Here is a 13,648-nt window from a genome sequence, read left to right as displayed (position 1 = left end):
CTACTGACCAATGCTTTTTGTCGATAACCAAAGCATAATATACGACGGGGGTCTAAGTTGTGCTTGTCTGACATTACCCATGTTCACCCCTTGTTCGCGACTACGGCGTGGCTAGTGAAGTGAACCCACTCCAGTAAACTAGACAGAGTTGTTACAATTAGGAGGCAATTATGACTAGTACAAAGTTAAGTAAAGAGCAATTGGCAGAAATTGAGACAAGGGTCAGGGACGGAGACAAAGTTAAAGACTTGGCGATCGAGTATTCGGTGACGAGTAAAACTATCTATAACCACATCAAACAGGTAGCAAGTGCAGACGGCACTCTACTTGAATTAAACAAACTCAAACGTGAGAATAAATCGCTCAAAGAGCTAGTAGGCTTGATTACATACGAACTTAACAAGGAAAAAAAAGTGCTTTAATCGAATCTGCGCATTCTTCTGAGGAAATTTATCTCAGCAAAGCTCAACTCTCGAATATCCTGCATCTAGGCAGGTCTACTTTCTATTACAAACGCAAAAAACCAGAGCAAGATAGAGAATTTGCAACAGAAGTCATAAATGTTATGGAGTGCAATCCTAGCTATGGTACTGAAAGGATTGCTATTGCAATGGGTAGAAGCGAAAATAAAGTTCGAAGAATTAAACAGAAGTTTAATTTATATCCAGTTCAAAGCAAACGAAGACCAAAGAGAAAAAGAGATTGCAAAGCAGAAGCCCCCTATCCTAATCTAGTAAGGGATTTGACTGTTATCGCTCCTCGAACAGTTTATGCTAGTGACTTCACAGATATTAGATTTGATAGAAGCTTTGTCTATTTAGCAACCGTAATTGATCTCTATACTAGAGAAATTGTTGGCTGGAAGCTTGGCACTAGACATACTTCGGAATTTGTCAAGGCGGCTCTAGTAGACGCTATCCATCGAACTGGTTGTATTCCACAAATCATTCATAGTGATCAAGGTAGCGAGTATCAATCGTATGATTACACCACCTTGGTCAAGTCGTATGATATTAAAATCTCAATGAGCAGAAAAGCATCACCATGGCAAAATGGTTTTCAAGAGTCATACTACTGTGGATTCAAAGAAGATCTAAGAAAAAGGGTCAGGTCCCCAGAATCACACTTTGAAAAAATGTATGATTTATAAAAACAGTTGATCAAAATTTTGACTATTACACATCCATTCACTTAAATGCTCTCTATCTATCAAGATGACTCCCAATTTGTTTGCAACTTTTTTAGCTGGTTCAGAACACAGGTTATTAGTTATTACCATGGCGGAATCTACTCCAAAAAAATCCTTTGCTGTGTATATCTCTTGTACCGCTCTGATACCAGACTTGCGATTTCTACGTTTACATTGAATAGCTGTTTTATGACCATCCTTTTCAATTATTAGATCTGCTCCATAGTCGCCAGAAGTAGGGGTTACTTCAACTTGATAACCTGAATCAAGGAATAATTTTTGAATTAAATTTTCAAATTCTATACCATCAAGTGTTTCTGTGTCGTTAATTCTTAAAGAATCAAATTCTTTTCTATAATCTAGGTCATGAAGAATTCTGTCTTTAAAACTAACAATTTCACAGTTCCTTATGTATTTTAACAGTCTACGCAAATCATGTTTTGCAATGGTCAAAGCTACTCTGCCTTTGTTTTTAGTATGATAAACAGTAAATGATTTATTGGCATTAAGCCAAAATTCTTTTTTGCCATCAGAGGGTACTTTAGACTCAATGTGTTTTTTTATGAGAGAGGACAATTCTTCTCTGGTTAGGAATTGATAAGCTGGAGACTGTCTATCGGTCAAGCTCCTATAGAGTGGGTTTATTAGCCGTATTTCTTTTTTAGGATCATACTCAGCCATTGCTCCAAAAAAATCTCTCGCTTTATTTAAATCATTTTTTGCTATTACAAAAGCTGGTCTTGTTTTATTCCACTTCTTGTGTACAGTGAATTCGCTTCCATTTTGACCTAATTGTATTAATTCGGTGCTGCTTTGATCTGCTTCATCCAGCTGATGTTTAATTTGATCAATCATATTCTTCATACTCTGATTGCACAGTTTGGCAAAAGCTTCAGTGTGTATAGAAATTTCATTAGCTTCATCGATGTTTTCAAGAATCCCAAGAGCTCTTCTCACTTTATCCTCATCATTTTTTTTTAAGGCTATGATTTTATGATTGTGATCAGCCCTTCTTCTATAAACAGTTAATTGATCCTTAGAACCTGGTATTTCAAAAGTACAAAAGTCTTGTTCCCATTCTTCTGGTTTCATTAGTTCAGGTACTTTTGATTTGAGATTTACAATTAGTGTATTTAACTCTCGATTTTGATGTCCTTGAAAGATGGATTTTGACCTCAGACTATGAGCAGTTAAAGCTTGTTCATGATCTATATCCATAACTGGATAAATACCCATAGCGTCTTTCAAAATTTGCTCATTTGCACCAGGGATATCATAGAAATGACCGCTCCCTTTATACGCATGTAGAAGACCGCGTTTTGTTTCGATGGCCTGTTCTTGCTGCTTAGAACCAAAATCCAAGCCAATAGATTGAAATAGTTTTCTCGATCTACTAGGGCTGATACCAATTTTGTGGGCAAAGGGTTTATTTGCTAGTCTCATGATAACAAGATAACATAAATCAAGGTGATGCGTCAAGACTTGATTGGCGGATTCCTACTGGTCAACCAACGGGGCGCATCTTCACGAACTAGGGGACGCGTCAGCCTTTTTGAGCTTTCCATAATAAGAAATTCGGTTAGAGATTTCTTGACGCTGCTTCGAGCAAGATCTGGCTTTGCCAGATATGTGGGTCATGCTTTGGTTTTTGAAATAAGGGCTTGCCACAACCACGTAAAGGCCTTCGGAGGGCTAGTGAAGATCAAGAGTTTGAGTCTCGTTATTTAACCATTTTAATAAGAAGAGAGGATATTGTATGGAGCCAACGAGACTCCATCCTTCGGAAATGCGATGCATTTCACTCGGATACGACGGGGGTCTAGACAAAAGAAAAGACACCCGCTAGGGGTGCCTTTCTTTTGTTTTAAAATGGCGGAGACGACGAGACTCCATCCTTCGGAAATGCGATGCATTTCACTCGGATACGACGGGGGTCTAAGTTGTGCTTGTCTGACATTACCCATGTTCACCCCTTGTTCGCGACTACGGCGTGGCTAGTGAAGACAGTAAGTTCAAGTTTCGTTATTTCAGCACTTAGACAAAAGAAAAGACACCCGCTAGGGGTGCCTTTCTTTTGTTTTAAAATGGCGGAGACGACGAGACTCGAACTCGCGGCCTCCGGCGTGACAGACCAGCGCTCTAACCAACTGAGCTACGCCTCCGCGCATACATCTTGATTTTCTGTTTCTTATAGTTATATAAGTTACAGTCTTTCAAACAATGCTGTAAAATATTAGCATAGGAATTTATGAATAAATCTGCATATACCCTTTTATTAATAAATCTTTTTCTATTGCTAAAACCCTTTAGTGCACTTGCTATGTCTAGCCAACCAATCTTTCAACTAAAGATTAATAAAGTTGAAACAAGTGGTTTGAGATTTAGGGTTTTGCCTGAGACGATTGTTGATACTGAACTTAGTTTAGAGGGAGATCTTTTTAGTGCTTTCATGGATGAGAAGGCTTGCCAAATTATTAAGGTGCCAGCAAGAACTAGAATTATTGGCAATATAGTAGAACTCCAAAGGCCAAGTTCATTTAAGCGTGACGCCAAGTTACAAGTGCACGTAAACAAGTTGATGTTCTTTGATGGCACTACAGTCAAAGTGAGTGCGGATTTTAGTTCTAAAGAGAGTATGCAAGATGATGAAAATCCAAATGCAATTAAATCATTCGCACGTAAGTTAGTAGAAGATACTAGTCAAGTTGGAGCTAGTACTTTGGTTGGTGCTGTTGATTCCTTGCAGTATGCTGGCATTGGCACTGCATTTGCAACAAGTGGAATCTCCACTTTGGTTGGTGCGGGGATTGGACTTGGAATGGGTTTGTTGGGTACTGTTAAAAATCATGGTGAGGATTTGGTGAGTAATGGTTTTGATCCGATTAATCTCAAACTAGAATCGGATTTTGTTTTTCTCGAAGACTTACCTATAATGGAGCAGCCACTTGAAGTTATGAGCGCAAAATTATTAGGGCTAGGGATTACTGTTAATAATATTTCTAAGCACTACTCCAATAGTTATGGTGACTATCTTTTACTTGACGTGAGACTCACTAATAATAGTCCTGGCGAACTATTTATGGGAGACTTTGTGCTCAGTTCTACAAGGCATATTCTGCCTGTCTTTAATAATCCTTTACTTGCTAATAATGGACTAATAGACCTAGGGCAAGATAAAGCCGAGAGTGTTAAGCTTGCTTTCTCACTGGGATCAATAAAAGGGAAGGATGATTATCAATTGATGATGGTAAACCCTGTGACTCAGGAGATTATTGCTAATACAGAGATTGATATTGCAAGCTATTTGTAATGGATCAAAAGAACGATGATCAATTTTTTGATGCTCTTGTCAATGCTGACATGAATGATATCGACATTGAATCATTTAATGCGCATTCAGATATGATTGGGCTTGATAAAATTCATGAAGCCAAACCTTATGATGAATCAGAAATATTTGCAATTAGTGATGAGTACTACAAAACCAAAGGTATTATGGCTTGGAGTAATAGGGCTGCCAAAATAGTACCGCACAAAGTTGGTACTAATTATCAAGCGGCTTTAGCTTTTGCCCATCTTGTCAAAGCTAATATCAAAAACTATTCTTCGAAAGAACGTATAAATATACTTGAGTGTGGTGCCGGCTCAGGACGTTTCTCGCGCCAGCTCTTGCACGCCTTTCAGGCATTGGGTTTGCAGGGTAAGTGTCGTTTGTTGATTACTGATTATTCAAAACGTAATCTCGAAGAAATCAGAGATAGTTCGATGTTGGATGAGTTTGAAGAAGGTGATGACTATAAATTAATTGAGTTTGATATTGTCAATTCCAGTAGGGGTACCAATCTTGATGATAAACGTTTTAATTTAAACAATGTCGGTGCTGTGTTTCTACATTATGTATTAGATGCTTTGCCGCTTACTGTTTTACGTAACAAAGCAGATCAACAAGAAGAACTTTATCTCACGACTTATCGAAGAAAAGATCAGGCTTACGATTTACTGGAGAACGATTTTTTCCAAGCACGCTTGCAGCTTAATGAAAGCTGGCAGCCTTATGATTGGTCCATACAAACTGAACCAGAACGCTATTACCATGAGCATTTGCAAGAGTTTTATAAACATAGTAAAGAAGAATTTTATTATTGTTATTCAGCATTGCGAGCCATTGATAATATAAATAGATTGCTTGATGATAGAGCATTTATTCTTAGCTCTGATATTCTTGCTTGTCGTGACAAGCGCTATGTGGTTGTTGGTAACTCTGTTGCTCATGCAATTGATAGTGAGTTTATTCTTGCTTTGCAAAAGCAACAAGGCAACTTTGGTTGTATTATTAATGAACCGGATAAAAATCTCTCGCGTCTCTTGATTACTAAGTCCCCAAATGTATTAGATGACGTGAGACCAGTTTTTGAAGAGCACTATCTTCTTGAGAACAATATTACTAAATATCTAGAGATAGAAAAGGCACTCGATCACTTGATCAAAGGTAATGACCCAGAGAGTTTGCTTGTGCTATTGCGTCAGTTCACTAAGCTAGCGCCTCATTGTGCAACCACTTATAAGTTTTGGTCAGAATATTACAAGATGATCAAAAAAGATAATTATGCGATGGAAGCACTTGCCAAAGCAACTTGCCTAGACTTCTGGGGTGATATCTAATTGGGATTGAGTTTGCGCAACTCATCAACAATCCTTACAACTTCCTCATAAGAATTAACTTCAACAATTTGGGCACGTTTCTTGCCCGCTCCCTGCATGCCGCTAGTGTAGCTCACTATGTGGCGACGGCTTTCTCTGATACCAACATTCTCACCCTTGTATTCTATAAGCATTTTGCAATGCTTAAGTGCAAGTTCTAGTCGAGTGGCAACATCAGGCTCAGGTAGTTTCTCTCCAGTTTTAATAAAATGGTTTACTTGTTTTGAGAACCAAGGTTTGCCCATGGTGGCGCGGGCAATTGCCATTCCCGCCGCTCCTGTTACTCTCATTACTTCTTCAACGTCATCAAGGTCTTTAATGTCACCATTGGCAAAGACTGGAATTGAGACGGCTTGAACTACTTTGGCTATTTCTTGCCAGTTGGCTGTCCCGCTATATTTTTGTGCGCGGGTTCTACCATGAATAGTAAGTGCTCGCACTCCTAGTTCTTCAAATCGTGTTACCAACTCAACGACATTCTTTTCTTCATCAGACCAGCCCAACCTGGTTTTAACTGTCACTGGCAAGTTTGTTGCTTTGATTACGGCTCTGACAATCTGGGCAGCCAGCTCTGGCTCGCGCATCAATGCCGCTCCGTCCATGCCTTTGACTATCTTTGCTACAGGACAACCCATATTGATATCAACAAACTTGGCACCGGCTTCCTGGGCGATTTGAGCAGCTTCTGCCATTACTTCTGGCTCATGTCCAAAAATCTGAATGCCCGTCAGCTCATCACCTTCAGGAATGTCCATGCGTGCACTATGTCGATGATCTTTAGAATTCTTCTTCGCGTAAGTGAGTGACTTAGAACTAAGCATCTCAGTAGAAAGTAAAACATTAGGATCAAATTCTCTGCAAAGTTGCCGATAAACTATATCAGTCACTCCTGCCATTGGCGGGATGTAGACGTAGCCATTAAGCTCAAGATTGCCTATCTTCGTAATCTTATCCATTCCGGGTTATTACAGTATTACGTTTCTCGATGAAATTAATTCAAACGACATGTAACTTGATTATTAATTATAGCTCGTCAGATTTACTTTCTTCTTTCTTCTTCTCTTTTTCAGCGTCTTTCTTAGCTTTCTCTTCAGAGTATTTTGTGTCAAGAGCAGTAATGATATCGAGAACAGCTTTATCAAGTACTTTAGCTTCTTTACCAATCATGCCCTTAAGTACGTCTACAGCCTTCATTAGTTGCTTGTCTTGAGCATCTTCTGGCAGTCTCACACCATATTTTACATTGGGGTCAAAGAACCAAGGACCGCGACTTTGCTCGTAATCTAGTTTTTCTAATTTAACTTCATGATCTGGCTTGATACCTTTTTTGTTGATATCGGTTTTGTTAGGTGTAAGGTATTTAGCGATAGTTACATTGACTCCACTACCATCACCAAGCTTGTTAATTGCCTGAACCAAGCCTTTACCAAAAGTAGTTGTACCAACAATCTCAGCGCGACCATTGTCTCTTACCGCACCACTAAAAATTTCACTAGCACTAGCACTGTTGCTGTTTACCAGTAGTACAAGAGGTTTATTAGATGAGACTATCTTGCGAGAATTAAATGAACTGACGTAGCCATTTTTATTTACGGTACTGACGATGACTCCATCATTAATAAACATGTCTGAAATAACCATGGCATTATTCAATAAACCACCAGGGTTATTTCTTAGGTCAATGATGAAGCCTTTGGCTTTGTCATTGATATTGTCCATTGCATCAAGCAATTCTTCAACAGTGTCTTTAGAAATAAAAGTACTAAGGCGAATATATCCAAGATCATCAAAAATAATTTTGGCTTGACCGTCAGGGATAGAACGAATTGGAATTATCGCACGGGTAATTGTCTTGCTAATTTTTTCTTTATCACGTTTGACCGTTAGCACAACATCTGTGCCTACCGCTCCACGAATCATTTTGGCTGCATTCTCAATTGACAATCCAGATGTATTTTTACCATCGATTTCTACAATTAAGTCATTAGGTCTCAAGTCAGCTTTGGAACCAGGAGTTCCTTCAATAGGTGCAATGATGATTACTTGCCCAGATTTATCCAAGCCAATTTGAATACCAACGCCAGTAAGCTCAGCTTCAATTGATTCCTTCTCTTCTTCAAAAGCCTTACGATCAAGGAAGCGAGTGTAACGATCACCAAGTGAGGTGACCATTGTTTTAATTGCGATTATTGCTTCTGCTCTTGTTTCGAGGTATGGATCGTAGCGATGTCTCCAAATTTCCCAATCTTGATTATTGTAGTGTTGGTCAACATAGTCGCTTTTGATGATTCTCCAAACTTTATCGTAAAGTTTGATTGGCGCAACTTCGGGATATTCAATTTCTTTTCTAGGCTCCGATTTTATGCGAATAGCATTGACTGGAACAATAGTACAAAACAAAAGTATGAGTAGGAAAATTTTACGCATCAGATCCATTATATAAGGGAATGGGAATTAGGGAATAAACATCCTGTAAAACCCCGTTTTGCTAGTGATGTCGACACGAAGAAGGTCGGAACGGTGCGGCGCACTAGTTCCGTTAGTAAAGATAAAGGGAACTTTCGCAGGAAGTCGAAGAGAGAATAGAGAAATTCCGACGATTCTCTATGTCCTATTTGCTATTTCCTCAATAACTGCTCCTTGTTCAATTGCACGTAAATATCTAATCTGTGACTTAACACTGCTCTGTAACCAAGATGATTGCATTGCAAGAGCTACTGTTTCTGCGGTTTTTTGATTATCAACTACTGCTATTAGGGTAGAACCGGCTCCAGAGAGCATTGTTCCAATAGCACCAGCTTCCACGCCCGAATCCAAAACACATTGCATACCAGGTACTAGTTGCGCCCTATAGTGTTGATGTAGTCTATCTTTAAAGCATTGTTTTAACACTTCTGTGTTTTTAGTGGCTAGTGCAGCAACCAAAAGACTACTATAGCCAATATTGAAGATTGCATCTTGGAACTCAACATGGCTTGGTAAAATTGATCTAGCACTTGCAGTTGGAACTTTAAAATCAGGAGTGACTGCTACAAAAAATAAACTTTGATCCCAGTCTAATTTCACAAAACGATGTTGACTATCTGCATAAATACAAACTACCAAACCTCCAACTATAGCTGGTGTAATGTTGTCAGGATGCCCATCTAGCTGGGTACCAATTTTGAGTAATTTCTTTTGGTCATAGGGATTGCCGAGTATTTCATTTGCTGCCATTAAGCCAGCGATAATTGCAGTACTGCTAGATCCAAATCCGCCTGTTGTTGGAATATCCGCTTCAAAATGTATTTGTATTGAAGGTGTTTCTTGCTGTTCTTTTTTGAAAACATAATCAAAAGCACGATAAACCAAATTGTCTTTAGAGTATGGAATTTCAGATTCAGTTATGTTGGAACTGTACACAAGTTCACTGTTCTTTTTGTCTAGTACTTTAAATTGATACTGGTTATATAAATTTAATGCAAGACCGATGACGTCAAAACCAGGTCCAAGATTGGATGTACTGGCTGGTACTTTTACTCTAAATTCCTTCACAAGCTTTTTATACCATAGAAGCATGAGCAATTCTCTATCTAGATAAGAGCAATCTCATGTTTTGAAGATCTTCTCTTGTGGAATATGACTATTATGGCAAGAGATCCAGCTTTAGAGAATTTATGTATGGCGTTAATAGCAGTATTAAGGTCTATGGATATCGCTGACGAGATGCCGACTTATTTAAGCAGCAAAGCTCGAGAGATTAATGCTTTAGCTGCTCACGAAGCCCTCAAAAAAAATATTCCTGATGATGCTTTTCAAAGACTTTTGGATGTTCGAGATAAATCAAGAGTGAGTAATGATATCGACCTTGCAACGAAGGAAGATTTGCTCAAGGAAATGGTCAGATTAAAACCTGCAATCGAGCGAATTAAAAGTAGTGGTTTTAAATTAATGCTCGAGCGTTTTATGTCTGCTCACGAACTTGCTGTCTATCTGAGTGATGTTGTTGACGAAATTCTAGTGCAACCAAAAACAAAATCTGTTTAGCTAAACAACTGTTAAAATGAAGTTACCTTGCTTCAAAACCTTTCTGAGATTCAAAAATTAAGAGCAACCATCAAAACAAACGATGGATGGTGGACAAGTGTTTTGGTCGCTCCTTGTGCCAATAGATTAGTGCAATTAATTGCAGATTTTCAATTCATTAAACCAAATCATCTTTGTTATTTTTCTTATTCACTTGGAATCTTGGCAGTTTATTTTTTTGCGAAGGGTGAATATATGGATTTGCTTATTGCTGCAATCTCCGTGCAAGCATCTTTTGTTTTTGCAATTATGTCCGAGCAACTTGCTCGTTATCGTCAAGATTTTTCTGGCTTAGAGTTTTGGTTAAACCAAGTCAGTGACAGACTCAAACTTTTTTTGTATATCTTTGCTTTGGCTTGGGGATTTTTTAATGAGCATGTTACAGAGTTTTATATTAGCTTTGCACCATTGAATCAACTGATTAATTTATTTTTTGACGCTGATACCTTATTTATGATGCCAATGAATCTGCAGTTGGTTTTGATGCTTGCAAAACCTGTACCCAGTTGGTTTATATGTCCGCTTGCGATCTTGGCATTTTTATTTATCGATTTTGTTAATCAGAAATTGGAATTACCAGTCGCGACTATTAAAAAAAATCATATGAGAATGCCAATTTCAAGATTTAATATCGGTGAACAGGGTTTACTAATTAGTCTTTTAGCAGCTTTTGACATGGTTTTAACACTATTTGTGCTATTAAGCCTGTTTGGAGCTTGGAATTCATTGATTTACCTAACAAGGAGAGGTTTATTCAACGATTCATTAAATCCCAAGTAAATCCTTAAGTTTACAAATATTTAACACATAGATACTGGGGATTTGCTAGTATTTGAATTCTCGAGTTTGAAAGATAAACAAGAGGCAGTAGACTGAAAACTGAATAATATTACGGAATTATGAATTATTTCCTGTTCAATTTAAATTTGAGTAGGCCAATCTGATAATCTGAACATTCGACACTTATCGTTCTAACGGTAAGTCTCAAAGGTGTGTTCCAGAATATTAGGTGGCAAGTTAGGACAATTATAATAGAGATCACTTTGTGATTTCTATAAACTAAAATGCAATGTCATGGAGAGTTTGATCCTAGCTCAGGACTAACGCTGACGGTATGCCTTATACATGCAAGTCGAACGGTAAGGTCTCTTCGGAGATACACGAGTGGCGGACGGGTGAGTAACACGTAGGAATCTGCCCTTTAGCGGGGGACAACCAAGAGAAATCTTGGCTAATACCCCATATGACGAAAGTTGAAAGATTTATCACTAAAGGAGGAGCCTGCGTTTGATTAGTTTGTTGGTGAGGTAAAGGCTCACCAAGACTACGATCAATAGCTGGTCTGAGAGGATGATCAGCCACACTGGGACTGAGATACGGCCCAGACTCCTACGGGAGGCAGCAGTGGGGAATCTTGCGCAATGGACGAAAGTCTGACGCAGCAATACCGTGTGCGGGAAGACGCTCTGTGGAGTGTAAACCGCTGTCAGGTGGGACGAAAGAAATGACGGTACCACCAAAGGAAGCACCGGCTAACTCTGTGCCAGCAGCCGCGGTAATACAGAGGGTGCAAGCGTTGTCCGGATTTATTGGGCGTAAAGCGTCTGTAGGCGGTTTGATAAGTCTGAAGTGAAAGAATGGAGCTTAACTCCATCCCCGCTTCGGAAACTATTAAACTAGAGAATGTTAGAAGTAAGTGGAATTTCCAGTGTAGCGGTGAAATGCGTAGATATTGGAAGGAACACCAGCGGCGAAGGCGGCTTACTGGGACATTTCTGACGCTGAGAGACGAAAGCGTGGGTAGCGAAAGGGATTAGATACCCCTGTAGTCCACGCCGTAAACGATGAGTACTAGTTGTTATGGGAATCGACCCCTGTAGTGACGAAGCTAACGCGTTAAGTACTCCGCCTGAGTAGTACGTACGCAAGTATGAAACTCAAAGGAATTGACGGGGACCCGCACAAGCGGTGGAACATGTGGTTTAATTCGATGCAACGCGAAAAACCTTACCTGGCCTTGACATCCTGAGAACTTAGTAGAGATACTTTGGTGCCTTCGGGAACTTGGAGACAGGTGCTGCACGGCTGTCGTCAGCTCGTGTCGTGAGATGTTGGGTTAAGTCCCGCAACGAGCGCAACCCACGTTGTTAGTTGCCATCATTAAGTTGGGCACTCTAGCAAGACTGCCGGTGTTAAACCGGAGGAAGGTGTGGACGACGTCAAGTCATCATGGCCCTTATGGCCAGGGCTACACACGTGTTACAATGGTCAGTACAACGGGTTGCCACTTAGCAATAAGTAGCTAATCCCTTAAAGCTGATCTCAGTTCGGATTGCAGGCTGCAACTCGCCTGCATGAAGTAGGAATCGCTAGTAAACGCAGATCAGCATGCTGCGTTGAATGTGTTCCCGGGTCTTGTACACACCGCCCGTCACACCACGGGAAATGGTAATGCCCGAAGCCGGTGGTCTAACCCTTTATTGGGAGGAAGCCGTCTAAGGCAGTGCTGTTGACTGGGGTGAAGTCGTAACAAGGTAGCCGTACCGGAAGGTGCGGCTGGATCACCTCCTTTTATGGAGTAAATAGTCTAGATTCTAGATTGTTACGGTCGATCACAGTGAAACTAAATAGGTTGGATACTTAAGCCAACTCAGAGCCTAATTAGTGGAGTGATAGAACAGATAAATCGTTCATAAGGTAACCTACAAACTTGTTTGTTAGTGATATTGAATCAAATTGGATCAAAACCATGATTGCATGTCGATGATCTCTTGAGTTAAGATAAGCACAAGGATACCATAAATAGTATTATTCAGTTTTTAGTTTACATTTTAAATTAAAAGGACCCCTCTTCGGAGAGGTCTTTTTTTTGTTTGATAAAATAGTAATCCAGATTAGAAGAGAAATTTGTATCCCAATTATCACTACTTTTAGTTGATTCTAAATTATTTAGTTTGTTTTGAAAGAAATCTAATGAACTATTTGAAACCTTCCAGGTATACCATTTCTTTGATTTTTATATAGGTTGTATATAGTAGCACTATCTTCTCGACCCACTATGCCATCTTTATTAATATCATATCGCAAATCTTGATTCCTTCTTGCTCGCATAACAGCTGTATGTGTAGAGAGTATTTCAGCTTGCTCTAAGATATTATTATGATTATGATCTACTAGATCAAACATTGCTTCAATAATTAATTGATTGGTATTTTCTTGTAAAGCAAGTTCATTTCCAGTTCTTTTTGCTGCGATAATTTCTTCAAGTACCAAGACGTCTGATTTTACCGGATTGGTTATATGAACTAAGAATGGAGCTGGCGCTGGAGCTGGCGCTGGCGCTGGCGCTGGAGCTGGCGCTGGAGCTGGCGCTGGAGCTGGCGCTGGCGCTGGAGCTGGCGCTGGCGCTGGCGCTGGCGCTGGCGCTGGAGCTGGCGCTGGAACTGGAGCTGGAGCTGGCGCTGGAGCTGGAGCTGGCGCTGGCGCTGGAGCTGGCGCTGGAACTGGAGCTGGCGCTGGCGCTGGCGCTGGAGCTGGAGCTGGAGCTGGAGCTGGCGTTGGAGCTGGAGCTGGAGCTGGAGCTGGCGCTGGAGCTGGAGCTGGCGCTGGAGCTGGAGCTGGCGCTGGAGCTGGCGCTGGAGCTGGAGCTGGCGCTGGAGCTGGAGCTGGAGCTGGCGCTGGCGCTGGAACTGG

At 40.2% G+C, this 13,648-nt stretch carries 12 protein-coding genes, 1 tRNA gene and 1 rRNA gene; 8 read left to right on the top strand and 6 right to left on the bottom strand.

Translation table 11 applies throughout. From position 1 onward, the window contains the following. Nucleotides 1–170: 170 nt before the first annotated feature. Both O3C63_04155 and O3C63_04150 read left to right on the top strand, forming a co-directional pair. Entirely contained in the window at nucleotides 171–422 is a 252-nt protein-coding gene (locus tag O3C63_04155) for a hypothetical protein (protein MDA0772116.1), read from the top strand. A gap of 26 nt (nucleotides 423–448) precedes the next feature. Beyond that, entirely contained in the window at nucleotides 449–1,150 is a 702-nt protein-coding gene (locus O3C63_04150; protein ID MDA0772115.1) for an IS3 family transposase, read from the top strand. Here the strand turns inward: O3C63_04150 and O3C63_04145 are convergent. Then, complete coding sequence (locus O3C63_04145; protein ID MDA0772114.1) at nucleotides 1,145–2,632, bottom strand: restriction endonuclease; 1,488 nt, start codon at nucleotides 2,630–2,632, stop codon at nucleotides 1,145–1,147. The two genes, O3C63_04150 and O3C63_04145, sit on opposite strands and share 6 nt — an antisense overlap. A 642-nt stretch (nucleotides 2,633–3,274) precedes the next feature. Next, nucleotides 3,275–3,351: transfer RNA gene (locus O3C63_04140), tRNA-Asp, on the bottom strand. A gap of 158 nt (nucleotides 3,352–3,509) precedes the next feature. Between O3C63_04140 and O3C63_04135 the strand changes: the two genes are divergently transcribed. Together O3C63_04135 and O3C63_04130 are read left to right on the top strand one after the other, a co-directional pair. Next, on the top strand, nucleotides 3,510–4,499 hold the full coding sequence (locus tag O3C63_04135; GenBank protein ID MDA0772113.1) for a hypothetical protein: 990 nt from the start codon (nucleotides 3,510–3,512) through the stop codon (nucleotides 4,497–4,499). Beyond that, nucleotides 4,499–5,851: an SAM-dependent methyltransferase gene (locus tag O3C63_04130; GenBank protein ID MDA0772112.1), complete on the top strand. Its 1,353-nt coding sequence runs from the start codon at nucleotides 4,499–4,501 to the stop codon at nucleotides 5,849–5,851. The genes O3C63_04135 and O3C63_04130 overlap by 1 nt, the downstream gene beginning before the upstream one ends. Here the strand turns inward: O3C63_04130 and dusB are convergent. The 3 genes from dusB to thrB form a co-directional block, all read right to left on the bottom strand. After that, nucleotides 5,848–6,846, bottom strand: coding sequence for a tRNA dihydrouridine synthase DusB (gene dusB, locus O3C63_04125; protein MDA0772111.1), 999 nt, complete (start codon nucleotides 6,844–6,846; stop codon nucleotides 5,848–5,850). The two genes, O3C63_04130 and dusB, sit on opposite strands and share 4 nt — an antisense overlap. A 67-nt stretch (nucleotides 6,847–6,913) precedes the next feature. Beyond that, on the bottom strand, nucleotides 6,914–8,317 hold the full coding sequence (locus O3C63_04120; protein MDA0772110.1) for a S41 family peptidase: 1,404 nt from the start codon (nucleotides 8,315–8,317) through the stop codon (nucleotides 6,914–6,916). Between the two features lie 177 nt (nucleotides 8,318–8,494). Next, the gene (gene thrB, locus O3C63_04115; GenBank protein ID MDA0772109.1) at nucleotides 8,495–9,424 is read right to left on the bottom strand and encodes a homoserine kinase; all 930 of its coding nucleotides are present in this window, start codon (nucleotides 9,422–9,424) and stop codon (nucleotides 8,495–8,497) included. A gap of 93 nt (nucleotides 9,425–9,517) precedes the next feature. On the opposite strand from thrB, the gene O3C63_04110 reads away from it, so the two are divergent. From O3C63_04110 to O3C63_04100, 3 genes are all read left to right on the top strand, one after another. Then, a complete protein-coding gene (locus tag O3C63_04110) occupies nucleotides 9,518–9,916 on the top strand; it encodes a hypothetical protein (protein ID MDA0772108.1) in 399 nt (132 codons plus the stop codon). Nucleotides 9,917–9,943: 27 nt separating this feature from the next. Beyond that, nucleotides 9,944–10,735: a hypothetical protein gene (locus tag O3C63_04105; protein ID MDA0772107.1), complete on the top strand. Its 792-nt coding sequence runs from the start codon at nucleotides 9,944–9,946 to the stop codon at nucleotides 10,733–10,735. Between the two features lie 291 nt (nucleotides 10,736–11,026). Further along, a 16S ribosomal RNA gene (locus O3C63_04100) occupies nucleotides 11,027–12,527 on the top strand. Between the two features lie 398 nt (nucleotides 12,528–12,925). Here the strand turns inward: O3C63_04100 and O3C63_04095 are convergent. Beyond that, nucleotides 12,926–13,228 carry a hypothetical protein gene (locus O3C63_04095; GenBank protein ID MDA0772106.1) on the bottom strand — a complete coding sequence of 101 codons (303 nt, stop codon included), beginning with the start codon at nucleotides 13,226–13,228 and terminating at the stop codon, nucleotides 12,926–12,928. 38 nt (nucleotides 13,229–13,266) lie between these two features. Between O3C63_04095 and O3C63_04090 the strand changes: the two genes are divergently transcribed. Beyond that, on the top strand, nucleotides 13,267–13,648 hold a 382-nt coding region (locus O3C63_04090), incomplete at its 3' end, for a hypothetical protein (GenBank protein MDA0772105.1).

The organism is Cyanobacteriota bacterium, from assembly GCA_027618255.1.
Classification (GTDB): domain Bacteria; phylum Cyanobacteriota; class Vampirovibrionia; order LMEP-6097; family LMEP-6097; genus JABHOV01.
This window is presented reverse-complemented; position numbering and strand designations above follow the sequence as displayed.

Bases quoted from the DNA above. Each gene is read 5' to 3' on its own strand.
- O3C63_04130 (MDA0772112.1), top strand. From the start codon at position 4,499: ATGGATCAAAAGAACGATGATCAATTTTTTGATGCTCTTGTCAATGCT.
- O3C63_04145 (MDA0772114.1), bottom strand. From the start codon at position 2,632: ATGAGACTAGCAAATAAACCCTTTGCCCACAAAATTGGTATCAGCCCT.
- O3C63_04135 (MDA0772113.1), top strand. From the start codon at position 3,510: ATGTCTAGCCAACCAATCTTTCAACTAAAGATTAATAAAGTTGAAACA.
- dusB (MDA0772111.1), bottom strand. From the start codon at position 6,846: ATGGATAAGATTACGAAGATAGGCAATCTTGAGCTTAATGGCTACGTC.
- O3C63_04120 (MDA0772110.1), bottom strand. From the start codon at position 8,317: ATGCGTAAAATTTTCCTACTCATACTTTTGTTTTGTACTATTGTTCCA.
- O3C63_04110 (MDA0772108.1), top strand. From the start codon at position 9,518: ATGGCAAGAGATCCAGCTTTAGAGAATTTATGTATGGCGTTAATAGCA.
- O3C63_04155 (MDA0772116.1), top strand. From the start codon at position 171: ATGACTAGTACAAAGTTAAGTAAAGAGCAATTGGCAGAAATTGAGACA.